The organism is Pantoea sp. USHLN256, assembly GCF_037149875.1.
Lineage (GTDB): Bacteria > Pseudomonadota > Gammaproteobacteria > Enterobacterales > Enterobacteriaceae > Pantoea > Pantoea nemavictus.
This window is the reverse complement of the sequence record NZ_JBBCQO010000018.1, coordinates 20658-47351: the sequence shown is the minus strand read 5'-3', so window position 1 is coordinate 47351 and position 26694 is coordinate 20658. Positions and strand designations below refer to the sequence as shown.

The following is a 26694-nucleotide window of genomic DNA, read 5'->3' as shown; positions in this document are numbered from 1 at the left end:
AAGGTGGGGGTGATCGACCTGAAGAATAAGTCGATCACCATGGGTAAGAATGTTAAAAAGTGTTCACCATGTCCCTGAACACCCGTTTACCATGTCCCCGGACTGTACACCCGCACGCGGGAGAGGGAACCGACCGAACGGGAATATTACGTTATGTGCGCGCTGTCCCTCACCCTAACCCTCTCCCGCTCGCGGGAGAGGGAACCGACCGAACGGGAATAATGCGTTATGTGCGCGCTGTCCCTCACCCTAACCCTCTCCCGCTCGCGGGAGAGGGAACCGATTGTGCACATTCTTGATACGCAAAATAATTCGCGCTGTAGCAAGGCGGCCAGAAAATTCAGCCCCGGGAGCATAGTTCACTATGTGACCGGGGTGAATTTTCGCAGCCAACGCCGCTACAGCGCGAAGTATGAAGCGTATCAGCGTTTTTTGCGGTTGCGGTGCATATCAATGGACACTGCGGCGACGATGATGATGCCTTTAATAATGTCCTGCACATAAGCATCCACCCCAACAAAGGTGAAGCCGCTCTTAATCAGGCCAAGAATCACCGCACCAATCAGCGTACCGGTGATGCGTCCGACGCCGCCCATCAGGCTGCTGCCGCCGATAACCGCTGCGGCGATGGCGTCTAGCTCGTAGGCCATTCCCATACTTGACTGGCCGCTACTGACACGTGCCGCCAGCACGACACCGGCCAGGCCTGAGAGTGCACCCGCAATGGTGTAGACGATGATCAGGTACTTATTAACATTGATACCCGAGACTTTGGCGGAGGTCATGTTGCCGCCAATCGCGTAGACATATTTGCCGTAGCGGGTGTGTTTCAGCGCAATGTGGAACAGGAACGCGACGACCAGGAAGATAATCACCGGCATGCCGCCCTGGCCGATGGAGGTGAAGCCATCTGACAGGAAACTAATTGGGTTACCCTGCGTGTAGTACTGCGCCAGACCGCGCGCCGACACCATCATACCGAGCGTGGCGATAAACGGTGGAATACCGGTTTTGGTAATCAGCACGCCGTTCATCACGCCACACAACAGCCCCACGCCAATCCCGGCGACAATCGGGATCACTGCAGGCAGGTTAACCAGCGATGGATACATCGGCGATAAGCTGTCAGAGGTTTGCGCCAGACTGGCCGCGACCACGGCCGTTAAGGCAATAACCGAACCAGACGACAGGTCGATACCGGTGGTGATAATGACTTGCGTCACGCCGACCGCAATAATACCGATAATCGCAACCTGCAGAATAATCAGCACCAGGCGGTTAGTGTTCATCAGGAAAGATTGGTCACGCACGTACCAACCGGCAATTTCAAAGATCAGGGCAATGCCCAACATGACAACAAAAATCCCGGTATCTTTTGGCAACTTATGACGCAGGTTGCCAAAAAAAGAACTCTGTTCTGCGGCCTGCGGGGCCGTAATTTTTACGTTACTCATAGGTGTCTCACGCCTCACTCGGATGCCAACGACAAAATGGATTCCTGATTGGCCTCTTCTTTATCGAGGATGCCGGTTATACGTCCGCCGTGCATAACCATCACGCGGTCGCTCATGCCGAGAATTTCTGGCAGTTCGGACGACACCATGATGATGGCCACGCCGCGGTTTGCCAGTTCACTGATTAAGCGATAAATCTCTGCTTTTGCACCAACGTCAATACCGCGCGTTGGCTCGTCGAGAATCAGGATCTTCGGTTGCGCCAGCAGCCAGCGGGCAATCAGCACCTTCTGCTGGTTACCGCCGCTGAGGTTATTGATGATCTGATCCATGGTCGGGGTTTTGATATTCAGCTTGCGAATCTGATCCATGCAGTCCTGCGCCATTTTGATGTGGCTAACAAAACCGCTTTTATGGGTGTAATCAGGCATGTTGACGATGCTCATGTTCTCCATCACCGACAACACCAGGAACAGCCCCGACTTTTTACGATCTTCCGTCAGGAACGCCATGCCCTTCTCAATCGCCGTGGACGGCGAATCGATCTTGACCGGCACACCATCAATCAGAATTTCACCGCTATCGAAACTCTCCATGCCGAACAGGCTTTCCATCACTTCGCTGCGTCCGGCGCCAACCAGTCCGGCCACGCCGAGGATTTCGCCTTTACGCACCGTGAAGTTGATGTCGGTGAAGCGATCTTTGCAAGTCAGGTTGCGCACCGTCAGCACATCTTCGCCAATTTCACCGTTGAATTTCGGGAACAGCTGGGTCAGTTCGCGTCCTACCATCTGAGTAATCAGCGATTGGCGGGTATACTCGCTGGTGTTATTGCTGCCGACCCACGCACCGTCGCGGAAAATACTGATCTCATCGGTGATGGCGAAAATCTCGTCCATCTTATGGCTGATATAGATGATGGCTTTGCCCTGCTCACGCAGGTCGCGGATGATGGTGAACAGATGCGCCACTTCGGTTTCCGTCAGGGCCGACGTCGGTTCATCCATAATCACGATGTCCGAATTCCACGACACCGCTTTCGCAATTTCCACCATCTGCTGTGAAGCGATACTCAGCTCGCCGACCATACGATCGGCTTTCAGACGGATATTCAGTCTATTGAGTAACTCCTGCGTCTGCTTATTCAGCTTGCCGTGATCAACAAAGCCGTACTTCATCGGTTCGCGACCGAGCCAAATGTTTTCAGCCACGGTCATGTGAGGCACCAGATTGAGCTCCTGGTGAATCATGGAGATGCCGGAACGTAACGCATCCATGGTGTCCTGAAACTGCACTGGCTCCCCTTTAATGCGAATGGTGCCCTTATCGGGACGATACATCCCGATAAGGCATTTCATTAAAGTGGATTTGCCCGCGCCATTTTCACCCATCAGGGCATGTACCGACCCCGGTTTAATACGCAGTGAGACATTGTCGAGTGCCTTCACTCCGGGGAAGAACTTGCTGATGCCTTCGGCTTCAAGCGCAAAAGCGGTCATACATCACCTCCGTACGGCTAAGTCGGGAACGGGTTATTTCTGATTCTGGCTGGCGAATTTTTCGTAGTTTTCTTTGGTGATCAGCTGGAACGGGATATCGACCACTTTTTGCACTTTCTCGCCGTTAATCAGTTTGACCGCAGTTTGCACCGCACCTTCACCCTGGCCCTTAGCGTCCTGGAACACGCTAGCGACCATTTTGTCGTTCTTGATCATTTGCAGCGCATCGGGCGTGCCATCGACACCCGCAACCAGGATGTGATTTGGGTTTTTACCCAGCGCCTGCAGCGCACCAATCGCCATTTCATCGTTGTTTGAGGCAATGGCCTGGATGTCGTCACCGGCGGTCAGCCAGTTACTCACCACGTCAACCGCATCGTTACGGGTGAATTTCGCGGTCTGTTTCTGCACCACTTTGATGTCCGGATATTTCGCCACTACCGCTTCAACACCTTTGGTGCGTTCGCGGGTGGATTCATTGGCCAAATCGCCTAACAGAATCGCCACGTTACCTTTGCCGTTCATCTTCTTGGCTAACGCTTCCATCTGCAGACGGCCTGCCAGTTCAGAGTCTGAACCGACAAACGCCATTTTATCTTTCAGCTCACCCGCCGGTTTACGGTTCACAAATACCAGCGGCACGCCGGCTTTTGCTGCCGCGTCCACCAGTGGTTTCACCGCGTTGGTATCGACCGGGTTAACGATGATGGCGTCAACGCCCTGACCGATGAAGTTCTGCACCTGCTGCAGCTGTTGTGAAACGTCACCCTTTGCATCTTCGACCTGACCTTTAATGCCATCTTTGGTCATCTCTTTTTGCATTGCGGTGCGCAGAATGGTGAGGAAGTTGTCATCAAATAGCGCCATAGAAACGCCCACCTGAAGGTCTTTTGCCATCACTGCGGCAGGTAACATGCAAGCTAACAGGGAAGTCACTAACGCTTTTTTGAATTTCATAGGTAACCCTTCTTTTTCGTTAATAAGCTCAGGTTGGCTGATACCACGAATGAAAAATATCTTTTACATTCACTCAACATCGCTGGCGTTTTTTTTGTGGTTGTAGAGGTAAGGCTTCTGGTCTAACGCTATCGGTTTGCTATCGTCGTTTCTTACAACTTAATCTTTATCAGCTACTTATTTTCGAAATCCTGTTTCAGTTACCGCAAGTGGTTTCGCAGGTGATGATAAGCAGTTCATTTATTTCATCTAACTGACATTTGAAACTTTCATCATAAAAGCACTGAAATGATTGTTTTAAAATCGGCAAATAACAAAACTTTGACACGCATCTAACATCTCACCAGAATTGCGTTTAAAGTGAGATCTTGCTGGCAGTTTAGAATCTGATCATTCAAGCCAGAAAAGCAGCATTCCGCTGCTTTTACGCGCACTTAAACCAAAAGTGTGCAGTCGGGCTTTGACAATGGGGATCGGCATCGATAATATGCGCCTCGTTCACACGATTCCTCTGTAGTTCAGTCGGTAGAACGGCGGACTGTTAATCCGTATGTCACTGGTTCGAGTCCAGTCAGAGGAGCCAAATTCATAAAGCCCGCTCAGGGAAACCTGAGCGGGCTTTTGTGTTTTCTGTCATTCTAAAATTCTAATCTGATCGTTATTCAATAATCTCGTCTGGTCACCCGTATTAATCCAGGTTATTTCTGAAAGAAATTCCTCAGACAATAAAAATCACAATGCCTTAAATGTGTCATAAATCGCATTAATTTAATCAGCTATTTCTAAAAAAAGAAAATCATCGTATAGTTTTCGCTCTTTGATTATGTACCTGGAGCGAAGGGAATGGATATAACCAGACGTAAGATGGCTATGGGATTATTAACTTTGCCAGCGACAATGGCTTTAACTGGTTGTCAATCGGTTGCCAGCAATCAAACTTCCAGTAAACGAATGAACAAAATCGTTAGTGATAAGCTCAGCGAAGAATTAAATGATGAGTCTACCGCCAGAATATTAGCCCCCTATATTATGGAGGCTAACTTTAATATGACACCGCCGACCCGACCGATATCTAAAGCCAGCACCCTTATTGCTTTCGCATTTGGTAATCGTCCAAATGCATCAGGTGATCCTAATCAGCTTGCCGAGCCGGGACCAATGAATGCGGAGCTAGCGCGCTGCTGTGCGGAAGTCTGGCGTAAAAAGCCCATGCCAATGTACGTACAATGGGAAATTGCACGTCACCTTAATACGCCAGCTTACGCAGATATTACATCTACTGATATTATCTCTGTTGAACCGATTATCGATAATGGAAAACTCGTTTATTTGAGTACCGATGGCGTTGCGGCAGACATTATTAATAAGCATTTTAATGGCACCCCCTCGGCTCTAAAGCAAACGGTCGTCATTGGTCATCGCGACCATGTTAAGCGTTGTATAATGACGTGCAAGGCCCGTCAGATATCCGCTTTTGCCCCGCAGGAAATTAAACTACCGGTATGGTACGACGAACTTTCCGACCAGCCCTGGACACGTAGACGAGATTTATACGTATTAACGGATATCACTGCTCAGTTAACGATGATGAAAGATGCCAATATTGCTCAGGCTTATCCTTCTTAACGAATTTGGTCACAATCCATAAATCTTAAATGATGTTATTGCCTCGTAGATTTACAGGCCAAATACGCAATGTCTTATTACTGCAAAGGCCGCTCTGGTAGATCTGAGCGACCTTATTTATAACCGCTGTATGATTGCTAAGATCATTTGACGTTACACCACAAATTCGTAATGTGAACCATCCGGCAATTCGATATCCAGACGCAGTTTCCCTCCTGCCGCTTCGATATAGCGCTTCAGCGTTGAAAGCTTAAGGTCGCGGCCCGGCTTTTCCATGCCAGCAACGGTGGGTTGCTTGATATTAAGCACCTGTGCCATTTCCACCTGGGTTTTCTGCACTTTCTCCCGCAGCTCCGCCAAATGAATGTTGAGTAAGGTCTCTTCCGCCACAGCCTTAGCTTCGGCAACCACTTCAGGCTTTTCATCTGCAAGGATCTGTTCTAGCGTTCTGCCCATCGCCTCTCTCCTTTTCATCTCTTGTTATCTAAGTACTCGGTAAACTCTCGGTCGGCCAATGGAATCATCTCAGCATAAAAGCGCTTTTCATTGCCTACTTTGCAGCCAGCACAAAGGACAATACCTGTCCGCCAACGGTCGAACGCGAAGAATGCCCGAATAGGATCGCCTTTACTCTGTACTCGCAGTTCTTTCATGTTGCTATAACGAGAACCTTTAATCGTATCTGCGTAAGGTCTGCATAGACCCGGACCTTTCTCTCGCAAAACGATAAGCCCTGCCAGCACACAAGCTCGGTCAGTATCATCAAGCGACATCAGCCAGCGATCAAATCTGTCGGTTGTTTCAATCCTCCACACAATTACCTCTCATCAATATAGGTTAAATACTATATAGGTGTAAAGCGATAATCGTAGTGTGGCGTGATTAGACAACAGATGCATTAGGGGTGAATAGAAGTGTGGAGATAGATTCCAAAATGAAAGGTCGCTGTTTATGGCGACCAATAGCAAGATGCGCATTGCATTAATGCGCACCGCACGATAAACAGCACTGATTAATCGATGTCGCGTGGTAAATCCGCCAGCTCCAGACTGCTGCGGAAATCATTACCCACATAATCCGTATCTATCAGTTGGCGGCGACGCAGTTCCGGCAGCAGGCCGTTAAGCAGTAAATCCTGCTGGTCCGGCTGCCCGAGGCCGTGCAGTGAAATCACATCCAGCACGCCGGCCCGATAGCGCTGTTCAATGGCATCCGCCAGCGTTTCCGGCGTGCCAGCGACAAACCAGTGGCCGGTCTCTTCGGCTTTAATGATCAGCTCGCGCAACGTCAATCCTTCCAGCGCATAGCCACGGAAGATGGCCGCGCGCCCCTGGCGGCGATGCACCTGTGACAACTCGGGAATCAATGCTGCCGCAAGCGGTTGGTCAAGCGGCGCATCGCGCAGATCGACCTCTCCGCCCAGCATATCTGCCACGCGTAATCTGCCTTGTTCAAAGTTGATGCGCTCATGCTTATCGCGTAAACGACGCGCCACATCGGCGTCGCTGTCACCAATGATGGCGTGGAACGAATTCATGATCAGCGGCGGATTGTGTTCGCGACCAAAACGTCGTGCGCGCTGCTGCACATCGGCGACAAACGCCTGCGCGGCCTCAAAGGTTGGCTGCGAGGTGTAAATCACTTCGGCGTAACGTGCGCCAAGCGTCACGCCCGCTTCAGACTGGCCCGCCTGGAACTGCACCGGACGGCGCTGCGGTGGTGGTGGCACGTTGAGCGGGCCCGCCACCTGGAAATAGTCGCCGCGATAGTTGATCGGATGCAGCTTGCGGTGATCGAGACGGATGCCGCCGCTGGCAGTGCGCTGCACCGCCGCGCGCTCGTTGGCGTCATATAGCGCATTCATGACCTCAATAAACTCAGTGGCGCGCGCGTAGCGCTCCTGCGGTGGCGGCAGTTGGCTCTCACCAAAGTTCTCTTCGCCGACCGAAGACGTCACCGCGTTCCAGCCCGCACGTCCACCGCTGATGTGATCCAGCGTGCCGACCTGACGCGCCAGATTGTAGGGATGCAGCCAGCTGGTGCTGACGGTGGCAATCAAGCCGATGTGCGAGGTCACCTGGCTCAACGCCGCCAGCGCAATCAGCGGATCCTGGGTGCCGGTGGTGCCGGCTAACCCCGCCGGATCGGCTTGCAGTAAATCGGCGGTGAACAGCCCGGTAATCTTTTCGCGTTCTGCAATCTTCGCCAGTTCGATGGCGCGTGCCATGCCGACGCCTGGCTGAGCATCATTGGCGGCGGAGATAACACTGCTGGCGCCGACCAGCGTTTTCAATTTTCTGCGATAGGTTTGCGACACAACACTCTCCTTTATGGCTGGCGCGCGAAATCCGCTTTGACGTTGGTTAATGCATCCGCATCGGTCAGCAGACGTAAGCCGGTACGCGCCAGTACCCGCGCGCCAATCAATAGCGCCTGATAGCCGCGTTCTGAGTTCGCTGCTTCACGGAACGGCAAGGTGTGGAAAATTAGATCGTCAGGACCGATTTTCAGCCAAGGATGCGCGGTCGGCACCGCATGGCTGATGTCACCGGCATCGGTCGACACTTTGTTCTTCTGTGGCGACAGATCAACCTGTTCGCCTGCGGCGCTAAACTCATCCAGCAGCAGCGCATCCAGCGCTGGATTGAGTTTGAAATCGCGCGGGCCAATTTGATGATCAATCTCGACGCGCGCGCCGGTGGCTAGCGCCACGCCTTCAGCGATAGCGCGCAGACGCGGTTCGAGTGATTCGACAACGTCACGGCTGTCGGCGCGAATGTAGTAATGCGCCGAAGCATATTCCGGGATCACGTTCGGGGCTTGACCGCCGTTGGTAATAATGCCGTGCACGCGCACGCCGTCGGGCAGTTGCTGGCGCAGCACGCTGATGCCGTTGTACAGCAGCACCAAGGCATCCAGCGCGTTAATGCCCTCATGCGGCGCGCTGGCGGCATGCGATGGCTTGCCGTAAAAATGAAAATAGAGGTGATTGTTGGCCAGCGTTGACTCGGTCAAGCGGGTTTTACCGGCGGGATGCACCATCAGCGCCACGTCGACCTCTTTCAGCAATCCGGCTTCGACAAAGCGTTTCTTCACGTTGCCTTTGGGGCCGCCCGGCCCGGCTAATCCGCCCTCTTCGGCTGGCGTACCCAGCACCACTACGCGGCCACCGGTTTCTTCCAGTACCTGAGAAAGTGTGATTGCTGCCGCCACGCTGGTCGTGCCGATCAGATTGTGGCCGCAGGCGTGTCCGATACCGATCAGCGCATCATATTCCGCCAGAAAAGCGATGGTTGGGCCAGGTTTGCTGCTGCGCTTCACCGCATAGAAGGCGGTTTCATGTCCGGCGACGTTACGGGTGACGTCGAAACCCTGCGCCGTCAGCAGCTGTGTCAGCTGTTCGCTGGCGAAATACTCGTTGTTGCCGGTTTCGGGGTTTTGAAATATCGCCTGCGAGACCTTGAGATAGGCGGCGCTGTGCTGTTCGAGGCTGTTTTCAAGCGTGAGCTGAAGGGCGTTCAGCGTCATAGTCATTCTCCTTTTGCTATGCGGTCGCCATAAATGGCGACCCTACGGTGAATCGGGGCCGATGGCGGAATGGGCGATGCGGAATGACGGCAGATAGCGGTGTTGTAGGGTGCGCATTGGTGCGCACCTGGCTACGCATGACGCTTATCAATGCGCTGCACCAGGCGGTCGCCGATCCATTGAATGCCGCATACCAGCACAATCAACACCGCGATAACCGCGATCATCACCGAGGTTTCAAAACGCTGATAACCGTAACGGATCGCCAGATCGCCCAGCCCGCCCGCACCAATCGCACCGGCCATTGCTGAAGCGCCAATCAGCGCCACCAGCGTGACCACAAAGCCGGAAAGAATGCCGGGCAGCGCTTCCGGGATCAGCACATCCCAGACGATGCGCAGTTTACTGGCACCCATGGCGCGTACCGCATCGATCAAGCCGCGATCGACATCGCGCAGCGAAACTTCCGCCACGCGTGCGAAGTACGGTGTTGCGGTAATTGACAACGGCACAATCGCCGCCCAGGTGCCGAGCGACGTCCCTACCAGGAAGCGGGTAAAGGGAATCAGCGCCACCAGCAAAATAATGAACGGCAGCGAGCGGAAGCTGTTGATGACCAGGCCAAGCACGCGATTGATCGCCCGGTGTTCTGCAATGCCGCCGGGGCTGGTCATCACCAGAATCAGGCCGAGCGGCAAGCCCGCCAGCAGCGAAAACAGGCCGGAAATGGCGGTCATCAATACCGTTTCGCCCAGCGCATTGAGCAGTAAATCAATCATGACTGGCGACATAACCTACCAACTCCACTTGTGCCTGCTGCGCGTGCAGCCAGCTGAGAATCTGTTGCTCATCGGCGGTATTCGCCACCGGGAGCGCGATAAAGAAACGCACCACCGCGTAGTGCTGGATATGATCGACACCGCCTTGCAGCAGGCGGAATTTGCCCGGCAGCGCCGCGGCAAAACGCGTCAGCAGATCGCCCTGCGCATCGTCGCCGGCAAAGTGCACGCTGTAGATGGCTTCACCCTGCGGTTGATCGCTCACGCGCGCGGCCAGGTTTTCCGGTAGCTGCGGCAACAAGCCACGCAGCAGCGTGCGCGTCAGCGCCGATTGCGGATGAGCAAACACCTGCCACACCGGACCTTGTTCGATAATGTGCCCGGCATCAATCACCGCCACGCGATGCGCGACAGATTTGATCACCTCCATCTCGTGGGTAATCAGCAGAATAGTGATGCCCAGTTTTTGATTAAGAGATTTGAGCAGCGCCAGAATTGAGCGCGTAGTTTCCGGATCGAGTGCGGAAGTGGCTTCATCACACAGCAGCAGCGCCGGACTGGCCGCCAGCGCACGCGCAATGCCGACACGCTGTTTCTGACCGCCGGATAACGCCGCCGGATAGCTTTGCGCTTTGTCCGCTAATCCCACCAATTCCAGCAGTTCCGCCACGCGCTGCTGGCGTTGCGCTTTATCCATGCCAGCGATTTTCAGCGGCAGCGCCACGTTCTGCGCCACGGTTTTCGCCGACAGCAGATTGAAGTGCTGGAACACCATGCCGACGCGGCTGCGCACCGTTTGTAACTGTTTTTCTGACAGGCCGGTGATGTTCCGGCCTTCGATTTCGATGACGCCTTCATCAGGTTGCTCCAGCCCGTTAAGACAGCGGATTAGCGTGGATTTCCCCGCCCCGCTGCGCCCAATCAGGCCAAGAATTTCGCCTTTCTGCACCGTTAACGAAATATCGCGTAGCGCCTGCGTCTGTCCGAAGCGCCGCGACACACCTTGCAGGCGCACCACGCTGGTGCTGTTGCGAAACGTCACCTGCGCCTCATCATGCGTACTGTCGGCCACGCCGCGCGTTAAAGCGTTAAAGGGCGTTTCGGCTGCTGAGAATAGCGTCATCTTTCTGTTCCTTACCAGGCTGTCTCACCGGTGCCTTTGTAGACCTTGTCAAACACGGTCTTCACAGCATCGTTCTGATAAGAAGAGACCAGCGTTTTCACCCATGGCGCGCTGACGTTCTCTTTCTTCACCGCAATGAAGTTGTTATACGGGTTATCTTTTACCGGCTCCTGGGCAATGCGGTCTGCGGCGGTCAGGCCACTTTTCAGCGCCCAGTCGGTGTTCACCACCGCAGCATCCAGATCGGGAACAGAGCGGCCAATGATGCCGGAATCCAGCTCTTTGATTTGCAGGTGATGGGGGTTAGCGGTGATATCAGCGGTGGTCGCCGCGATGCCCACGCCCGGTTTCAGTTTGATCAGCCCCTGCTGCTCCAGCAGCACCAGGCCGCGCGCTTCGTTGGAGGGATCGTTTGGCACGCCAATGACCGCGCCCTCTTTCAGCTCGGCGGCCGTTTTTACTTTCTTCGAGTAGAGACCAATCGGCCAGACGGCTGTATCGCCCACGCGTACGATATCGTAGTGATTCACCTTGATTTGGTTATTCAGGAACGGCTGATGCTGGAAGGCGTTGGCGTCCACCTCACCGTTTTGTAGCGCTTCGTTCGGCTGGTTGTAGTCGTTGAAGATGACCGTTTTCACCGTCAGGCCTTTGCTGGCTGCCTGCTTGATGACTTCGCGCCAGACATCTTCATCTTCGCCGCTCATAATGCCGACTTTGATTGAGGTTTTATCCGCCGCATGCGCGATGGACAATGGCGACAGCGCCGCACTCGCCAGCAGCAAAGCGCTGGCGGTTAACAGGAATTTATTTTTTACCGAGGCCAAACGTGTGTGCATAAAATGTTTCCCAATCGTTATAATTGCGCGAGTCAAAATAAGCTGTCGTAACGACAGATGACCGCAGTATACGCAGTTGCTTATTCCTGCATTATGATTTATTCGGGAATGCTATTCCTGAAATGCATAAAGGCATAACGCCGCTCGCATCGCCACAAGCGCGAAAATGGCTGTGTTATCCTTCCCCTTTTGATTGACCTGTTACTGAGCGCTATGTCGGACACCATAACCAAACGAAAAAATGACCCTGAAGGGCTCAAGAGACGCATCCTCGCCGGTGCGCTGAAAATGTTTGCCGAGTTCGGCATGCAGGGCGCGCGGCTGGAGCAGATCGCTGAGCACGCCCAAACCACCAAACGCATGGTGGTGTATCACTTCGGCAATAAAGAGCAGCTCTATATCGAGGTGCTGGAGCAGGTGTATCAGGCGATTCGTCAGCATGAAACCGGCCTGAACCTGGCGGCGATGGAGCCGGAGCTGGCGATGACCAAACTGGTGGAGGCCAGCTTTGATTATCATGTTTCGCATCCGGATTTTATGCGGCTGGTGTGTACCGAAAACCTGCTGCGCGGCCGCTACATCATGCAATCGGAACGCATTAAAACGCTGAATAAGAGTGCGCTTGATGTGCTCGACGACATCCTGACGCGCGGTCAGCAGCAGGGGCTGTTTATTCAGGAGCTGGATACCGTCGATGTGCACCGCCTGCTCAGCAGCATTTGTGTGCATCACGTTTCCAATCGCTACACCTTTCATACGCTGTTCACGCCAAACGATAGCGAGGAGGACAGCATCCGCCGTAATCGGCAGTTAGCGGTCACCGCCACCTTGCGGTATGTGCGCAAAGCCCCGTAGTCTGCGGCCTCGCTGTGATGGTCTACGCTTAAAAGCTTGGGACCGTCACAGACCTCAGACTAAGGAACGCCGTAGTGAACAAAGACCCCCACCTTTATCCCTTACGCCATACGCACAACACCGACCAGGACAGCGCTCTGTGGAACTGGGCGCAGAACACGGTGGTTGGTCAGCGCAGTCAGTTACAGCAGCCGCAAAACGAAGCGGAGTTACAACAACTGCTGCGTAGCGCCAATGGCAACGTGCGCGTGCTGGGCAGTCGTCTATCACCCGGTCGTATGCTGGGCGTGGATGAGCAGGATCTGTTGCTGGATCTCAGCGCCTTTAACGGCGTGATGGCGCAAGATGCGGATAGCGTGACCTTTGCTGCCGGCACCCCGCTGGAGCAGGTCTATAGCGCGCTGACCGATATGGATCGCATGCTGGCGTCCTCGCCTGGTGTGATTGCGGTGCAAACGCTGGCGGGCGCAATGGCGACCGGCACCCACGGCCAGGGTTTAGGCCAAAGCTCGCTGGCCGATGAAGCGTTGCGCATCCGTATGGTGCTGGCTGACGGCAGCGTGCGTGAATTTGTACGCGGCGAGCCTGATTTCGCGGCGGCACAGGTTTCACTCGGCACGCTGGGCATCGTGACCGCCGTTACGCTGCGTACGCGCCCTTTCCGCCTGTTTACCTGCCACAAGTTCGCTGTTCCTGCCGATACGCTGGAGCAGGATCTGGTCGCGTGGAATCAGCAATATGAGATGAGCAAAGCCTGGTGGTTTGTTGATGACAATCTGATGCATGTGTGGAATGCACAGCAGGCCAGCGATGAAGAGACGCAAGCCTGGTATGCCAATCAGCGCGACGTGATTGAGCACGGCGACGATACCGACAGCAGCCTGAACGACACCATCGACCAGACGCTGGCGCAGATGCATCGTGACACGCAGATTCACGGCAAAGGCGGCAAACAATTCCGCACCGTAACGCGCTTCCGCGACTTTACCGACATCAGCGGCGATATCTATCAGCTGTTTTGCCGTGGCATTGCCGTGCCGCAAATCAACGTGGAGATCGGCGTGCCGCTGGAGAAAACGCCGCAGATTATCAGCAAGATTAAAGCGTGGTATGCCGAGAACCATCCGCATATGCACTACCCGATTATCCTGCGCTGTACCGGCGCGTCTGAAGCCTGGCTCAGCCCGGCTTACCAGCATGCCACCTGCTTCTTCGGCTTTGTGGTCTATTACGCCGATGATGGCTCGCTGTCGGAAGATGGCCTGCACTTTCTTACCGAAGTGGAGAAGCTGCTGGCGGCCGAAGGTGGACGCCCGCACTGGGGCAAATATTACGATCCCCAGCGCTACCAGTGGCGCGATATCTATCCGCAATGGGACGCTTTCCGTGAAGTGCGTAACCAGCTCGATCCACAACGCCGTTTTAGCAATGACTATGTCACTGCTTTGTTTGATTAAGTTTGAAGGGGAGAAACCATGTTTGCATGGGTAACGCTGTTAACGCAGCCTGACTATTTTATTGGTGTGAAAGCGCTGCATCGTTCGCTGAAACGCAGCGAAACACGCTGGCCGCTGATTGTGATGGTGACAGATGCTATCGATCTGGCAACGCGCGAAGCGTTACAGGCGCTTGGCTGCGTGATCCATCCGGTTGAACCGCTGATGCCCAATGCCGAGCTAGAGCAGCATTACGCTTCGGCGCAATTTGGCGAAGTGTGGAGCAAGCTGCGCGCGTGGGAGCTGGTCGACTGCGAGCGCGTGGTGTTTCTGGATGCCGATATGCTGGTGCTGCGCAATATGGACGAGCTGTTCACGCTCGATCTCGGCAAGCATGCGCTGGCGGCCTGTCACGCCTGTCGTTGCAATCCGAATAAAATCGCCAGTTATCCGGCCAGCTGGCAGCCGGAGAATTGTCACTATACGTGGCAGGATCGCGGCGAACCGGCCCCGTCCACGCTCGATCGCTATCTCAACGGCGGCTTCCTGGTGCTGAAGCCTGATTTGTCGGTGTTTAAGTGGTTACAAGAGAAAGTGGCGGAGATTAGCGATCTGCGCCGTTATCCCTTCTCCGAGCAGGATTTGCTCAATGAAGTGTTCGAAAATCGCTGGCTGCCGCTGCCCTACATCTACAATGCGCTGAAAACCCTGCCGTTCCAGCACAGCGCGATGTGGCGCGAAGAAGATGTGAAGAATCTGCACTTCATTCTGGCCAAACCGTGGAAGCGCGATTTGAATCAACCCGAAGCTGAGCGCGACCGTTACTACGCGCTGGATAAGCTGTGGTGGGAGTTAGCAGCGGAATAATTCTGCTGTTGTAGGACGCGCATCGGGTCGCTATGAATGGCGACCCGATGCCGTTTACGTTCAGCGAGTTTTCGCAATACGTTCCAGCGCCACCTGCGCCAGAAAACCGGAACGGGTTTTGAATTCCGGATGTGTTGCCACGCAACGGTCAATACGATCAATTAGCAACTTCGGTAAGGTAACGTTGATCTTCTCAGACCCACCAAGAATCCGCGTGACGTCCACATCAATCAGCACCCAAACATAACCGGCATACTCCGCATCTTTCATCAGTGATTTAAGATCGGAAACTGCCGGAATATCCTGGCCTAATTCCACCAGCAACTCCAAATGACCGATAATCGCCTCTTTGGCATTTTTCACTGCCTCTTCTAACGTTTCACCCGCAGAAAAACAGCCGGGTAAATCCGGTACGGTAACGCCAAATGCAGTCGTGTGATCGCCAGCTTCAATCGCAATCGGATAAAACATACGTAACCTCTTTCAATTTAATGGACAGTCAGGCCGGCTTGTTTCCTGATACTTTTCACCGTCTTGATGGGCAAATCCTTTTTCGGATGCGGTATCGTCACCAGTCCCTTTTTAACCGGATGAACAAAATGGTGATGGCTACCGTTGACGCGTATCAGTTCCCAACCATCGGCCTTAATCTCGGCCATTAATGATCTGCTATCCATGCGCTTGCCTTACTGCGTCCTGAAAGCATAAAAATAACCCCAATAACTCTTTAACACAAGTTAAGAGTTATTGGGGTTATAAATAGTGGCACTTTACGTCATCGGGTTGCCATGAATGGCAACCCTACGCAACACAGCGCAGTTTCAGGTCAGGTGCGCACTGCTGCGCACCTGGAGACTTAACGCCAGCCTAACTCGGGCGCGACGTGGGTGAGGATGCTTTCAATCACGTGCGCACAGTAATCCACGCCGAGCTGATTCGGGATGGTCAACAGCAGCGTATCGGCTTCGGCAATGCCTTCATCCTGCGCCAGCTGTTGGATCAACTTATCGGGCTCGGCGGCGTAGCTGCGGCCAAAGATGGCGCGGGTTTTCTCATCGAGGAAACCAACCGAATCCTGATCCTGTCCGCTGCGGCTAAAGTAGGCGCGGTCGGTGTCGTTGGTCAGCGCAAAGATACTGCGGCTCACCGAGACACGCGGCGTGCGTTGATGTCCCGCGGCTTCCCAGGCTGCGCGATAGGCGCGAATCTGTTTCGCCTGCTGCACATGGAACGGCTCGCCGGTTTCATCATCTTTCAGGGTAGAGCTTTGCAGATTCATGCCCTGCTGTGCCGCCCAAATCGATGTCGCGTTGGAACCGGATCCCCACCAGATACGCTCACGCAAACCGGCCGAGAAGGGCTCAAGACGCAGCAAGCCCGGCGGATTCGGGAACATCGGCTGCGGATTGGGTTTGGCAAAACCTTCGCCGCGTAGCACTTCCAGCAGCTCTTCGGTGTGACGACGCCCCATATCGGCATCGCTTTCACCGTTCTGTGGATCAAAACCAAAGTAACGATAACCTTCAATCACCTGCTCCGGTGAACCACGGCTCAGACCAAGCTGCAGACGACCGTTGGAGATCAGATCCGCCGCGCCCGCATCCTCCGCCATATACAGCGGATTTTCGTAACGCATATCGATAACGCCGGTACCAATTTCGATCTTTTTAGTACGCGCACCCACCGCCGCCAGCAGCGGGAACGGCGAGCTAAGCTGCCGGGCAAAGTGATGCACGCGGAAATAGGCGCCATCGGCACCCAACTCTTCGGCAGCGACCGCTAAATCAATCGATTGCAGCAGCACGTCCTGCGCCGAGCGGGTGGCGGACTGCGATGACGGCGTCCAGTGACCGAAGGATAAAAAGCCAATATTTTTCATGCTGAAATTCTCCTCGTGAGCCACGCAGGCCCGAACGTTTTCAATGCAGCAAGGTTACGCCAGACCCGAGATGACTGATAGCCAATAGATTTCGCGCGCTTCATCAACTTTTTTGCATAAGTAAGAAAAAGAGATTCTTTGTGATGATCACCGTTATCAATCATCTTTGGCGGCATATTCCCACTTGAGCAGGTTCAGTAGGTATGAGTAAAGGGACAGCGGCTTATCTCAATACGCAACAGCGCGAGGTGATACATCAACTGGCGCGCAGCTGGCTGTGGCGCAGCGAGCTGCCGACATGGCTATTAATGGTGGTGATCTATAGCGGCTGGTTTGCCAGCGTCATCTACTGGCAAACGTTGGGATTAACCGCCAGCACGCTGCTGCTGATCCTTTTCACTACCTGGTATATGTCGCTGCAGCACGAGCTGATTCACGGCCATCCAACGCGCTTTCCCCGCCTCAACCAGTTGTTCGGCACGCTGCCGCTGGCGGTGTGGTATCCCTATGGTCTATATCGTGATTCGCATCTGGCGCATCATCGTAATCACACCCTGACCGATCCCGACGAAGATCCTGAAACCTATTACCTTGCGCCGCAACGCTGGGCGCAGCTCAAGCCGTGGCAGCAGCAGGTGATTCATCTACGCAATACCTTTCCCGGGCGTTTGCTGCTGGGTCCGCTGCTGGACATGGCCGCGACCATCAAAACCTGCGTAAACGCCTTTAGTCAACGTGATAAGCCTGCCATGGCGATGTGGATCAGCCATTTCACACTGCTGAGCGGACTGTTTTACTGGATGATGCAGCAGGGCTTCTCGCCGCTGTGGTTGGTGCTGGCAGTAAGTTATCCGGCGCTGATGCTGACCAAAGTGCGCTCATTCTACGAACATCGCGCAGAAGAAGAACCGCTGGCACGGTCGGTGAATAACGAAGCTGCGCTGCCGTGGCGCCTGCTGTTCCTCAATCTCAACTATCATTCTGTACATCACGATCTGCCCGGTTTGCCGTGGTATGGCCTGCGCAAAGTCTATTTGCTGTATCGCGATGGCTACCATGTCCGTAATCACGGTTTTCGCGTCGCCGGTTATGGCGAATGGTTGACGCGCTTCTGGCGCAAATCGGTCGAGGTTAATGCCCATCCGGGCACGCAAAAGGATGCACAGGATGCCCATCATTTCGTTACCGATGTACGACATCAATCATCAGGCTACCGTCGGCCTGACCGCAGCGCTAACGACGCTGCTGCAGCAACGCGACGTGCCGGCTGAGGTCGCGTGGCCGCAGGATTTACTGCCGCACTGGCGTGATGACAATGTGTTGCTGAGCCAAACCTGCGGCTATCCGCTGGTCGAACTGCTGCCGGATGTGCAGCTGGTTGGTACCTTTCAGTCAAGCGCGCAAGGCTGCGACGGACTGCGCTATCGCAGTTGGCTGGTAGCGCGCCGCGAAGACGAGCAGCTGATGCTGAGTGATTTTCGCGGACGGCGCGCGGTGTGCAACAGCAACGATTCTCACTCCGGCTTTAATGCGCTGCGCTACGTGATTGCGCCGCTCGCGCACGCTGGCAGATTCTTTAGCGCAACCCACTTTAGCGGCAGCCATCGGCAATCGCTGGCAGCGCTGCGTAGCGGCCAGGCGGATATCGCCGCCATCGACTGCATCACCTGGGCGCTGCTGCGCCGCAATTTCCCGGAGGAGCTGGCGGGACTGGAGATTATCGGCGAAACGCCGCTGTGCGCCGCGCTGCCGCTGATTACCTCCGCCAAAACCGATGCGGCAACGCTGGTGAAACTGCGCAGTGCGCTGAAGGAACTGACCAGCGATCGGCGTTATCAGGATCTGCTGGATGAGAGTTTGATTGGCGGGTTTAGCGTCACCGATCGGGCGTTTTATGCTGAAGTAAAAGCGTGGAAAGATTACGCCGAGGTGCACGGCGTAACGACGTTGTAATGTCCAGGTGCGCATGAATGCGCACCCTACAGTAGGGTCGCCATTTATGGCGTAATGCCGATCAGTTAAGCGCTGAGCGACTTTCGTTCGCCATCGGCTGAGGCAGTTTCATCTACGCCGTGCGGCGACCGAGAAGAGGGCGTCTGGGCCACGCCCTCTTCACTCCCGGGCCCTGCGCCAGCCCATCCCGCCGCTACGCGGTGCCTTCGCTCCTTCACGATTCCTGACGGACCGGCGGCGATTCGCTCCTGCTCAGCGCCGCCTCTCGCCGCATCCCTGCGGCTCGCCCTGGAATCCCTCACTCGCTCAGCGGGTTGGGATGTCGCCTCAACGCGCGCGCTGCAGCAGCAATGCCTATTCCTGAATCATCATCGCTGTACCGCCTGTAGGGTCGCCATTTATGGCGACCAGGTAGCCCTAAATCTTCAGCCAGCAAAATTTCAAACCAGAAACGGTAATGACAGGCGATGGTGTTGGGCGCTATCCGCAGCGCCGAGCGCAGAGTGACGGCCAGGATGAGCCGACACGACGTCGGCGAAAGCGCGGTATGAGCCAGGGATGGCGAATCCGCGCGGTCCGTCAGGCCGGAGTGATAAGCGAGGGAACAGCGAGGACGGCGCAGGCGCGGATTGCTAAGGTCCGCGCCTTCGGACCTTAGCCCGGCCGCCGGCTTCACACATTCTGAAACTGCCGGATGCTTAGCGGGCGGAACCCCTGCGATGCCAGTACGCTGCTTAACTGACGAGCATTACGCCATTTATGGCGACCGGGCAAACATCACGCCACCTGCTGACTTCCGCGCTGCACCGCGAACTGGTTCTCTGGCTCGGCCAGCCCGAGATTTTCCCGCAGCGTCTCGCCTTCATACTCATTGCGATAGATACCGCGCGCCTGCAGCAGTGGAATCACCTGCGCCACAAAATCATCAAACGCCGTTGGCGTGCCGCCGCGCACGATGAAGCCGTCGGTGGCGCCGGCCAGGAACCAGTCTGCCAGCCCGTCCGCCACCTGCTCTGCCGTACCAAGGAAACTCGGGCGCGGCGTGGCCTCCTCCAGCGCCGTCTGGCGCAGCGTTAAGCCGCGAGCATGCGCATTCTGTTTAATCTTATCGGTGGTGCTGCGGAAGCTGTTCGCGCCCAATTCGCCAATATCCGGGAAGGGTTCATCCAGCGCGTACTGACTGAAATCGTGATGCTCAAAGTAGCGGCCAAGATACTCCAGCGCTTTATCGATGGTCACCAGCTCGGCAGTTTGCTGATAGCGGCTTTCGGCATCCTGTTCCGTTTCACCGATAATCACGCTGATGCCCTGAAACACACGAATATCATCCGCATCGCGGCCGCGCGCCACCAGACGACGGCGCACGTCTTCGCGGAACTCACGCGCCTGCTCCAGCGTTTCCTGGCGCGTGTAGATGGCATCGGCGGCTTCGGCGGCGAAAGCTTTACCCGCTTCAGACGCGCCCGCCTGGAACACAATCGGACGTCCCTGCGGCGAACGCCCGACGTTCAGCGGTCCCTGCACCGAGAAATATTGGCCTTTATGGTTCAGCGTATGCAGCTTGTCGGCGGCGAAGAACTCGCCGCTGTGCTTATCTCGCACAAACGCATCGCCCTCCCACGAATCCCACAACCCTTTGACCACCTGCAAATATTCGCTGGCCACGCGATAGCGCTCGTCGTGCTCCGGATGGCTGCTGCGTGAGAAGTTTTTCGCCGAACCTTCCAGTGGCGATGTCACCACGTTCCAGCCGACGCGACCGCCGCTAAGGTGGTCAAGGCTGGCGAACTGGCGCGCCACGGTGAACGGCTCGCTGTAGGAGGTGGAGAGCGTGGCGACCAGACCGATGTTTTTCGTCACCAGCGACAGCGCCGACAGCAAAGTGATGGGTTCGAAGCGATTGAGGAAGTGCGGAATCGACTGCGGCGTAATGTACAAGCCGTCGGCGACGAACAGGAAATCGATCTTTGCCTGCTCCGCTTTACGCGCCAGATCCAGCACGTAATCAACGTTGATGCTGGCATCCGCCACCGCATCGGGATGACGCCATGCCGACATGTTGCCGGATACGCCCTGAATAATCGCGCCCAGTCGCAGCTGGCGTTGTGTTTGACTCATTCTGCTCTCCTTAATATGCGTGTGCGGGCTGCCAGTCGGGAATCACCGGCAGCGCCTGTAACAGTTTTTGCGTCCACGGATGCTGCGGCGCGGCGAATACCTGCTGCAGCGCCCCGCTCTCCACCACTTGTCCGTTCTGCATCACCAGCACGCGATCCGCGAGGTGCTGGATCACGCCGAGATCGTGCGAAATAAACAGCAGCGCGGTGCCGTGCTCAGCCTGCATATCGGCCAGCAGATCCAGCACCTGCGCCTGCACCGAAACATCCAGCGCGCTTACCGGCTCATCGGCCACCAGCAGCGCCGGATTAGGTGCAAAAGCGCGCGCTATTGCCACGCGCTGGCGCTGCCCGCCGGACAGCTGCTGCGGATAGCGCTGCAGAAAGCGGTCGCCGAGTTGCACTTCGTCCAGCAGCTGGCGCACGCGCTGACGTCGCGCATCGCCATAAATACCGACGCTGTCGAGGCTTTCACCGATGATTTTTTCCACCGTGTAACGCGGATCGAAGGAGCTGAACGGGTCTTGCGCGATCAGCTGTAGGCGCGCACGCCGGGCGCGGCGCGCTTTCTCCGGCAGACGATCCCAGCGTTCACCTTCCAGCAGCAGCGTGCCGCTGTCGGGTTCGGTTAAGCCCATCACCACTTTGACCAGCGAGGTTTTACCCGAGCCGGATTCACCGACTACGCCAAGCGTTTCGCCGGCATGCAGCGTGAAGTTAATGTCATTTAGCACCAGTCGATCGCCGTAGGCTTTGTGCAGGCCGATGCCTTCCAGCAGCGGCGCGTGGCTGCGTTGCGGCCGTGGCGGCAGCGGCGTTGGCTCGGCGGCGCTCAGGCGTAAACCGCGCGTGGCGGGCGTCGGCACCGCACGCAGCAGACGCTGTGTCCAGGCGTGTTGCGGGCGTTGCAGCAGCGGGCCGCTGTGGCCCTGCTCCACCACTTCGCCATCACGCATCACCAGCACGCGATCCGCCAACTCGGCAACCACCGCCAAATCGTGGCTGATCAACAGCAGGCCGTGCCCGTCACGCCGCCGCTGCGCCAGCAGCTGCAGAATCTGGCGCTGTACCGTCATGTCCAGCGCGGTGGTCGGTTCATCGGCAATCAATAACGTCGGCGTACCCGCCAGCGCGGTGGCAATCAGCGCACGCTGACGCTGGCCGCCCGAAAGCTGATGCGGATAACGTTCCAGTCGGCTCTCCGCATCGTGAATGCCCGCCGCCTTCAGCAATTCGATGCTTTTATCCTGCAGATTGCCGCGATGTCCGACGGCGCTTAACGCATCGCTTAGCTGCTGACCAATGCGGCGCAGCGGATCGAGCGACACCAGCGCATCCTGCAGCACATAGCCAATGCGGCGACCGCGCAGCGCGCGCCAGTCGCTGCGGCTGGCATGGCGCATATCGCGCCCGTCGATGGTGAATCGGTCGGCCGTGACGATGGCCCCTTCCGGCAACAGGCCGAGCAGGCTGCGCGCGGTGAGGGTTTTGCCGGATCCGGACTCCCCCACCAGCGCCACCGATTCTCCCGCCGCCACCTGCAGGCTGAGATTCTTCACCACCTGCTGTGGACCGAAGCGAATCGAGAGATTGTGGATATCAATAAATGGCTGACTCATGCTGAGCGTCCTTCAAAACGTGCCTGCCAGTAACGGCCCAGCGTGTTAACCGCAATCACCGTCAGCGTGATGAACACGCCCGGCCACACCGCAATCCACCAGGCATTACGCAGATAGTTGCGCCCTTCCGCCAGCATCAGGCCCCATTCAGCGGTTGGCGGCTGCGGCCCCATGCCGAGAAAACTCAAGCCGGCAGTGCCGATAATCGCGGTGCCAAGCCCGAGCGTCGCCAGTGCCGGAACCTGCGCAATGGCGTGCGGCAGAATATGGCGGGTGATCAGCGTAAAGCGTGACAAACCAAAGGTGCGCGCCTGTTCGACGTAGCCAGACGTCATCACGCTGTAGGTTTGGGCGCGCACCACGCGGGCAAAGCGCGGCACCGATGCCACACCGAGCGCGATGATCAGGTTATTCGTACCGGGGCCGGTAAAGGCGATCAGCATCAGCGCCAGCAGCAGATCGGGAAAGGCGGAAATCACATCCACTGCGCGGCTCAGCAGCTCATCAACCACGCCACGCGCCAGCGCGGCCGCCAGCCCGAGCAAGGTGCCGAACACCACCGCCAGCGCCATTGCCGCTACGCTTATCAGCAGCGAATAGCGGCTGCCATAAATCACGCGCGTGAGCAGATCGCGTCCGAGCTGATCGGTGCCGAGCCAGTGCTGCGCCGACGGCGGCAGCTGGGCGTTGACCGGATCGGCCAGCAGTGGATCGCTATGCGCCAGCCACTGCGGCGCGATCACCGCGACAGCCAGCACCAGCAGAAACAGAATGGCAGCCCATACCGCGGCGGGCAGAGCAACCGGCAGGCGTTGCAGCGCGGCAATCATGATTTGCTCTCCCCACGAAGACGGGGATCGATCCACAGCGACAGGATGTCGACTAAGGTGCTCATCACCACGTAGATCAGCGCCGACAGAATCGCCACCGCCAACACCACCGGTAGATCCTGCGCCAACACCGCATCCACCGTTAATTTACCGAGCCCGGGACGTCCAAACACCTGCTCGGTGATCACCGCACCGCTGAGTAAGCCGCCCACCAGCCAGCCGGTTAAGGTCACTGCCGGCAGCGCCGCATGGCGCAGCGCGTGACGCAGCCGGATGGTGCTTTCACCTACGCCCCACGCGCGCAGCGTCAAGGTGAACGGCGCATCCAGCGCGCGCTCCAGTTCGCGGCGCAGCAGCTGGGCAATCACGGCGCCCTGCGCCAGGCCAAGCGCCAGTGCCGGCAGCACCAGCGACGACAGCGAGCGATCGCCCGCCACCGGGAACCAGCGCAGCGTAAAGCTGAAAATAAACAGCAGCACAATGCCCATCCAGAACGAGGGCGTGGAGGCCAACAGCAGTTCAAACGCGTTAGCGATGCGGCGGCCGATGCGCCGATGCGCTGTGCCGACGGCAATCACCACCGCAAACAGGATGCTGACCAGCAGCGCTGCCAGCGTCAGTTTGATGGTGGGCCATAACTGCGTTGCCAGCAGATGGCTGACTTCCGTGTTGAGCATATAAGAACGGCCAAAGTCGCCGTGCAGCACGCGCCACATGTAGTGCAGATACTGCCACCACAGCGGCTCGTTCAGGCCCCATTCGGCGCGGATCGCCGCCTCAATTGCCGGGGTGCGCAGCTGCTCACCAATCAGCAGGCTGACAATATCGCCCGGCGCCAGATGCACGCCGAGAAAAGCCAGCGATACCGCCGCCCACAGCACCAGTACGCCGCCCAGCAGACGGCTGACAATGCGGCGCGTTAAATCGCTACGCCACACCGATGGCCGCCGCGCGCGTGGCGTGCGGGTGACAATGCTTTCCAGACTCATCTTCGCCTCCTGATCAGTGGTCGCTGAGCCAGATGTCGTACGCGTTCTCCGGCATCTGTTTAAAACTGCGGAAACCGGCACCGTGCACATAGCTGGCGGTGGCGATCTGGTCTTCAGGTTCATACAGCGGAATCGCCAGCGCCTGCTGTGGCAGCGCATAGTGCTGCAGCTGGCTGTAGAATTTACGGCGCTGATTGATGTCCAGCGTGGCGGCGGCCTGGTCGAGCCAGCCGTTGATTTGCGGGCTGTTGACGCGGCTGTAGTTGATCGGTCCACCCGCTGTCACCGGACGGTAGTGATTTTCGATATCGATGCCGTCGGTTTCGGTATTCGAGTTGGCAATTGAACCAAAGTGGCCGGTGTTGCGCACCTCGGTGTAGGTGCCGGAATCGACGTAGCGCAGTTTAATCTCCACGCCGAGTCGCTGACGCGCCTGCGCCTGAATCGCCTGCAGCAGCACATCACGCTGATCGCGCACCGTCGCCTGGGCCTGAATCACCTCAATGCTCAGACGCTGGCCCTGTTTGCTGCGGAAACCCTCGGCATCGCGCGTTTGCCAGCCAGCGTCAACCAGCAGCTTGTTGGCCGCCGCCGGATTGTTGCCGTACTGACCTTCAAGATCGTTGTTGTAGAGCGGATCGACCGGCGAGGTGATGCCCCACGCGCGGGTGCGCTCACCGCGATACACCGACTTGAGCAGCGGATCGATATCCAATCCCTGTAGCAGCGCCTGGCGCACCTGCACATCCTGCGTTGGGCCATACTCCACGTTGAGAAACAGCGAATACGGCGTGCCGGTATTCAGAGCGTGCTGATAGGTAAAGTCAGGATTGTTTTTGAATTCGCCGGCATCGTTGCCCGAAATTCCCTCAATCGCGTCAAGTTGCCCAGAAAGTAGCGCGCCGGTGCGCACCGAGGATTCCGGCAGGAAGCGATAAGTCACGCGTTCCAGATAGGCCGGGCCCTGGTGCTTTGCGGTGGCAGGCGCCCAGTTGTAGTGAGGATTACGCACGAAGGTGACCTGCTGGCCCTTTTCGTAGCTCTCGATAATGAACGGTCCGGTGCCCGCAATCTCTTTGCCGCCCGCTTTCAGCTGCGGCGAGTTCCAGCTGGCCGGTGCCAGAATCTGCAGTTTGGCGGCAAACGACAGGAACGGCGAATAGCCCTGCTTCAGCGTGATGGTCACGGTGTGATCGTCCGGCGTCGCCACGCTGGCAATACGCGCGCCCAGGGCGCAGATGCTGCTGCCCGCGCAGTATTTTGCGTCCTGCACATGGCGGAAGTTCTCGGCTACCGCGTTGGCATCGAGCTTCTCGCCGTTGGAGAAGGTAACGTCGCGGCGCAGGCTAAAGCGATAGGTTTTACCGTCAGGGCTTACTTCATAACTCTCCGCCAGCCACGGCACGAAGCTGCCGTCAGTACGTCGCGCCAGTAGCGATTCCCAGACGTTACGCAGCGTGACTTCGGCTTTCGATTGCCCATTCAGCTGCGGGTTAAACGGCACCGGCTCGGTTTCCACACCAAACGTCAAACTGCCGCCGCTGCGGGGTTGCTCGGCAGCCAATAATGATGCGCTTCCCAGTAGGCAGGCCACACCCAGCGCGAGAGTGATTGAATTCGCTTTCATAAGATCCTTGAAGGTTGCAGGTGTTTTTTTAGTTGTTCAGGCGATTTTGGCGATGGGTTGCTCGGCTGGCGGGTTGAATTCCTTTTTCAGAAATACCAGCGCTTCGCCTAAGGGATTGGTGCGGTGATGGAAAGGTTGATAGCCACGGCGCAGATAGAGTTCGCTCAGCCACGGATGTTTAGTGGCGGTGGCCAGATAGACACCGGGCGCTTTCAGCATCTGCTTCAGCAAGGTTTCTTCGGCGTAGGTGATGATGTCACGACCATAACCCTGACCTTTGTAATCGGGATCGACGGCGAACCAGTGAATGAACGGCAACGTTGATGGCGCATGTTCATCCTGCTGCCACGGAAAACGCACCGTCACCGTGGCGACCGCGCGTTTCCACTTGCGCAGCACCAGCACCGTTTCCTGTTCAATGACGCGGCGAACCTGCTCGACGTTGCCCTGCGAAATGGTGAAATGCACATCCAGCGCCACCAGCGCGGCATAGGCACGCTGCAGCAGGGCAAAAACCTCTTCGGCGTCTTCAGATTTAGCGACTTCAATCAGCTGGCTCATATTTTCCGTTCTCTTAATCAATCTTGCGGAAAGTATTAAAATCCGGCGGATTAAAGTAAACCGAGAATAACGGCAATCGATTTGTTGAATATGGCAATGCAATTATTTAGCGGGAAATGATAATAGTTAATTAATGCCCATATCGTAGCGACGCAA

At 56.4% G+C, this 26694-nt stretch carries 25 protein-coding genes and 1 tRNA gene; 7 read left to right on the top strand and 19 right to left on the bottom strand.

Annotated elements, in window-relative coordinates; genetic code table 11:
- Window positions 1-422 precede the first annotated feature (422 nt).
- From WFL93_RS23505 to WFL93_RS23495, 3 genes are read right to left on the bottom strand one after another with little or no spacing between them, the layout of a single operon-like run.
- On the bottom strand, window positions 423-1454 hold the full coding sequence (locus WFL93_RS23505) for an ABC transporter permease (protein WP_049852518.1): 1032 nt from the start codon (window positions 1452-1454) through the stop codon (window positions 423-425).
- Window positions 1455-1468: 14 nt separating this feature from the next.
- Window positions 1469-2953, bottom strand: coding sequence for a sugar ABC transporter ATP-binding protein (locus WFL93_RS23500; RefSeq protein WP_007890987.1), 1485 nt, complete (start codon window positions 2951-2953; stop codon window positions 1469-1471).
- 33 nt (window positions 2954-2986) lie between these two features.
- Window positions 2987-3910: a sugar ABC transporter substrate-binding protein gene (locus tag WFL93_RS23495; RefSeq protein WP_049852517.1), complete on the bottom strand. Its 924-nt coding sequence runs from the start codon at window positions 3908-3910 to the stop codon at window positions 2987-2989.
- 507 nt (window positions 3911-4417) lie between these two features.
- On the opposite strand from WFL93_RS23495, the gene WFL93_RS23490 reads away from it, so the two are divergent.
- Window positions 4418-4493: transfer RNA gene (locus tag WFL93_RS23490), tRNA-Asn, on the top strand.
- Between the two features lie 260 nt (window positions 4494-4753).
- Window positions 4754-5536, top strand: a complete 783-nt coding sequence (locus WFL93_RS23485; RefSeq protein ID WP_336779160.1) for a hypothetical protein — start codon at window positions 4754-4756, stop codon at window positions 5534-5536.
- A gap of 153 nt (window positions 5537-5689) precedes the next feature.
- Here WFL93_RS23485 and WFL93_RS23480 read toward each other — a convergent pair whose 3' ends face one another.
- From WFL93_RS23480 to WFL93_RS23450, 7 genes are all read right to left on the bottom strand, one after another.
- Window positions 5690-5992: a helix-turn-helix domain-containing protein gene (locus WFL93_RS23480; RefSeq protein ID WP_007890992.1), complete on the bottom strand. Its 303-nt coding sequence runs from the start codon at window positions 5990-5992 to the stop codon at window positions 5690-5692.
- Between the two features lie 14 nt (window positions 5993-6006).
- A complete protein-coding gene (locus tag WFL93_RS23475) occupies window positions 6007-6351 on the bottom strand; it encodes a type II toxin-antitoxin system RelE/ParE family toxin (protein ID WP_336779159.1) in 345 nt (114 codons plus the stop codon).
- A 197-nt stretch (window positions 6352-6548) separates the two neighbouring features.
- Window positions 6549-7853 (bottom strand): NtaA/DmoA family FMN-dependent monooxygenase, encoded by a 1305-nt coding sequence (locus tag WFL93_RS23470; RefSeq protein ID WP_336779158.1) that lies wholly within the window; start codon window positions 7851-7853, stop codon window positions 6549-6551.
- Window positions 7854-7864: 11 nt separating this feature from the next.
- Window positions 7865-9064: a M20 family metallopeptidase gene (locus tag WFL93_RS23465; protein WP_336779157.1), complete on the bottom strand. Its 1200-nt coding sequence runs from the start codon at window positions 9062-9064 to the stop codon at window positions 7865-7867.
- 131 nt (window positions 9065-9195) lie between these two features.
- Window positions 9196-9855, bottom strand: a complete 660-nt coding sequence (locus WFL93_RS23460; RefSeq protein ID WP_007890997.1) for a methionine ABC transporter permease — start codon at window positions 9853-9855, stop codon at window positions 9196-9198.
- Entirely contained in the window at window positions 9836-10966 is a 1131-nt protein-coding gene (locus WFL93_RS23455) for a methionine ABC transporter ATP-binding protein (protein WP_336779156.1), read from the bottom strand. The genes WFL93_RS23460 and WFL93_RS23455 overlap by 20 nt, the downstream gene beginning before the upstream one ends.
- 11 nt (window positions 10967-10977) lie before the next feature.
- Window positions 10978-11805: a MetQ/NlpA family ABC transporter substrate-binding protein gene (locus WFL93_RS23450; RefSeq protein ID WP_336779155.1), complete on the bottom strand. Its 828-nt coding sequence runs from the start codon at window positions 11803-11805 to the stop codon at window positions 10978-10980.
- A gap of 213 nt (window positions 11806-12018) precedes the next feature.
- Here WFL93_RS23450 and WFL93_RS23445 point away from each other — a divergent pair, with 213 nt between their 5' ends.
- The 3 genes from WFL93_RS23445 (at window position 12019) to WFL93_RS23435 (ending at window position 14963) form a co-directional block, all read left to right on the top strand.
- Window positions 12019-12660, top strand: a complete 642-nt coding sequence (locus WFL93_RS23445) for a TetR family transcriptional regulator (RefSeq protein ID WP_036621675.1) — start codon at window positions 12019-12021, stop codon at window positions 12658-12660.
- A gap of 74 nt (window positions 12661-12734) precedes the next feature.
- Window positions 12735-14117, top strand: coding sequence for a D-arabinono-1,4-lactone oxidase (locus tag WFL93_RS23440; protein ID WP_336779154.1), 1383 nt, complete (start codon window positions 12735-12737; stop codon window positions 14115-14117).
- A gap of 18 nt (window positions 14118-14135) precedes the next feature.
- Window positions 14136-14963, top strand: coding sequence for a glycosyltransferase family 8 protein (locus WFL93_RS23435; protein WP_336779153.1), 828 nt, complete (start codon window positions 14136-14138; stop codon window positions 14961-14963).
- A gap of 60 nt (window positions 14964-15023) precedes the next feature.
- Here WFL93_RS23435 and WFL93_RS23430 read toward each other — a convergent pair whose 3' ends face one another.
- From WFL93_RS23430 to WFL93_RS23420, 3 genes are all read right to left on the bottom strand, one after another.
- Complete coding sequence (locus WFL93_RS23430) at window positions 15024-15434, bottom strand: type II toxin-antitoxin system HicB family antitoxin (protein WP_336779152.1); 411 nt, start codon at window positions 15432-15434, stop codon at window positions 15024-15026.
- A gap of 17 nt (window positions 15435-15451) precedes the next feature.
- Window positions 15452-15640: a type II toxin-antitoxin system HicA family toxin gene (locus tag WFL93_RS23425; protein WP_007891008.1), complete on the bottom strand. Its 189-nt coding sequence runs from the start codon at window positions 15638-15640 to the stop codon at window positions 15452-15454.
- Between the two features lie 179 nt (window positions 15641-15819).
- Window positions 15820-16842, bottom strand: coding sequence for an LLM class flavin-dependent oxidoreductase (locus tag WFL93_RS23420; protein ID WP_336779151.1), 1023 nt, complete (start codon window positions 16840-16842; stop codon window positions 15820-15822).
- Between the two features lie 203 nt (window positions 16843-17045).
- Here WFL93_RS23420 and WFL93_RS23415 point away from each other — a divergent pair, with 203 nt between their 5' ends.
- Window positions 17046-18113, top strand: a complete 1068-nt coding sequence (locus tag WFL93_RS23415) for a fatty acid desaturase (protein WP_336779150.1) — start codon at window positions 17046-17048, stop codon at window positions 18111-18113.
- Window positions 18010-18795, top strand: a complete 786-nt coding sequence (locus WFL93_RS23410) for a phosphate/phosphite/phosphonate ABC transporter substrate-binding protein (protein WP_152929139.1) — start codon at window positions 18010-18012, stop codon at window positions 18793-18795. Before WFL93_RS23415 ends, WFL93_RS23410 begins: the two co-directional genes overlap by 104 nt.
- Before the next feature lie 777 nt (window positions 18796-19572).
- On the opposite strand, the gene WFL93_RS23405 is transcribed toward WFL93_RS23410, so the two are convergent.
- From WFL93_RS23405 to WFL93_RS23380, 6 genes are read right to left on the bottom strand one after another with little or no spacing between them, the layout of a single operon-like run.
- Entirely contained in the window at window positions 19573-20913 is a 1341-nt protein-coding gene (locus WFL93_RS23405; RefSeq protein ID WP_336779149.1) for an LLM class flavin-dependent oxidoreductase, read from the bottom strand.
- A 10-nt stretch (window positions 20914-20923) separates the two neighbouring features.
- Window positions 20924-22531 carry an ABC transporter ATP-binding protein gene (locus tag WFL93_RS23400; protein WP_336779148.1) on the bottom strand — a complete coding sequence of 536 codons (1608 nt, stop codon included), beginning with the start codon at window positions 22529-22531 and terminating at the stop codon, window positions 20924-20926.
- Entirely contained in the window at window positions 22528-23361 is an 834-nt protein-coding gene (locus tag WFL93_RS23395) for an ABC transporter permease (RefSeq protein WP_007891014.1), read from the bottom strand. Before WFL93_RS23395 ends, WFL93_RS23400 begins: the two co-directional genes overlap by 4 nt.
- A complete protein-coding gene (locus WFL93_RS23390) occupies window positions 23358-24350 on the bottom strand; it encodes an ABC transporter permease (protein WP_336779147.1) in 993 nt (330 codons plus the stop codon). Before WFL93_RS23390 ends, WFL93_RS23395 begins: the two co-directional genes overlap by 4 nt.
- A gap of 13 nt (window positions 24351-24363) precedes the next feature.
- Window positions 24364-25977 carry an ABC transporter substrate-binding protein gene (locus tag WFL93_RS23385; protein ID WP_336779146.1) on the bottom strand — a complete coding sequence of 538 codons (1614 nt, stop codon included), beginning with the start codon at window positions 25975-25977 and terminating at the stop codon, window positions 24364-24366.
- A gap of 36 nt (window positions 25978-26013) precedes the next feature.
- Entirely contained in the window at window positions 26014-26538 is a 525-nt protein-coding gene (locus tag WFL93_RS23380; protein ID WP_336779145.1) for a GNAT family N-acetyltransferase, read from the bottom strand.
- Window positions 26539-26694: the final 156 nt, after the last annotated feature.

What these genes read in the sequence shown, in the direction of transcription:
- WFL93_RS23480 (WP_007890992.1), bottom strand. Translation starts at nt 5,992, where the DNA reads ATGGGCAGAACGCTAGAACAGATCCTTGCAGATGAAAAGCCTGAAGTG.
- WFL93_RS23485 (WP_336779160.1), top strand. Translation starts at nt 4,754, where the DNA reads ATGGATATAACCAGACGTAAGATGGCTATGGGATTATTAACTTTGCCA.
- WFL93_RS23495 (WP_049852517.1), bottom strand. Translation starts at nt 3,910, where the DNA reads ATGAAATTCAAAAAAGCGTTAGTGACTTCCCTGTTAGCTTGCATGTTA.
- WFL93_RS23430 (WP_336779152.1), bottom strand. Translation starts at nt 15,434, where the DNA reads ATGTTTTATCCGATTGCGATTGAAGCTGGCGATCACACGACTGCATTT.
- WFL93_RS23450 (WP_336779155.1), bottom strand. Translation starts at nt 11,805, where the DNA reads ATGCACACACGTTTGGCCTCGGTAAAAAATAAATTCCTGTTAACCGCC.
- WFL93_RS23400 (WP_336779148.1), bottom strand. Translation starts at nt 22,531, where the DNA reads ATGAGTCAGCCATTTATTGATATCCACAATCTCTCGATTCGCTTCGGT.
- WFL93_RS23505 (WP_049852518.1), bottom strand. Translation starts at nt 1,454, where the DNA reads ATGAGTAACGTAAAAATTACGGCCCCGCAGGCCGCAGAACAGAGTTCT.
- WFL93_RS23415 (WP_336779150.1), top strand. Translation starts at nt 17,046, where the DNA reads ATGAGTAAAGGGACAGCGGCTTATCTCAATACGCAACAGCGCGAGGTG.
- WFL93_RS23455 (WP_336779156.1), bottom strand. Translation starts at nt 10,966, where the DNA reads ATGACGCTATTCTCAGCAGCCGAAACGCCCTTTAACGCTTTAACGCGC.
- WFL93_RS23500 (WP_007890987.1), bottom strand. Translation starts at nt 2,953, where the DNA reads ATGACCGCTTTTGCGCTTGAAGCCGAAGGCATCAGCAAGTTCTTCCCC.
- WFL93_RS23460 (WP_007890997.1), bottom strand. Translation starts at nt 9,855, where the DNA reads ATGTCGCCAGTCATGATTGATTTACTGCTCAATGCGCTGGGCGAAACG.
- WFL93_RS23425 (WP_007891008.1), bottom strand. Translation starts at nt 15,640, where the DNA reads ATGGATAGCAGATCATTAATGGCCGAGATTAAGGCCGATGGTTGGGAA.
- WFL93_RS23405 (WP_336779149.1), bottom strand. Translation starts at nt 20,913, where the DNA reads ATGAGTCAAACACAACGCCAGCTGCGACTGGGCGCGATTATTCAGGGC.
- WFL93_RS23465 (WP_336779157.1), bottom strand. Translation starts at nt 9,064, where the DNA reads ATGACGCTGAACGCCCTTCAGCTCACGCTTGAAAACAGCCTCGAACAG.
- WFL93_RS23380 (WP_336779145.1), bottom strand. Translation starts at nt 26,538, where the DNA reads ATGAGCCAGCTGATTGAAGTCGCTAAATCTGAAGACGCCGAAGAGGTT.
- WFL93_RS23385 (WP_336779146.1), bottom strand. Translation starts at nt 25,977, where the DNA reads ATGAAAGCGAATTCAATCACTCTCGCGCTGGGTGTGGCCTGCCTACTG.
- WFL93_RS23435 (WP_336779153.1), top strand. Translation starts at nt 14,136, where the DNA reads ATGTTTGCATGGGTAACGCTGTTAACGCAGCCTGACTATTTTATTGGT.
- WFL93_RS23395 (WP_007891014.1), bottom strand. Translation starts at nt 23,361, where the DNA reads ATGATTGCCGCGCTGCAACGCCTGCCGGTTGCTCTGCCCGCCGCGGTA.
- WFL93_RS23445 (WP_036621675.1), top strand. Translation starts at nt 12,019, where the DNA reads ATGTCGGACACCATAACCAAACGAAAAAATGACCCTGAAGGGCTCAAG.
- WFL93_RS23410 (WP_152929139.1), top strand. Translation starts at nt 18,010, where the DNA reads ATGCCCATCATTTCGTTACCGATGTACGACATCAATCATCAGGCTACC.
- WFL93_RS23420 (WP_336779151.1), bottom strand. Translation starts at nt 16,842, where the DNA reads ATGAAAAATATTGGCTTTTTATCCTTCGGTCACTGGACGCCGTCATCG.
- WFL93_RS23390 (WP_336779147.1), bottom strand. Translation starts at nt 24,350, where the DNA reads ATGAGTCTGGAAAGCATTGTCACCCGCACGCCACGCGCGCGGCGGCCA.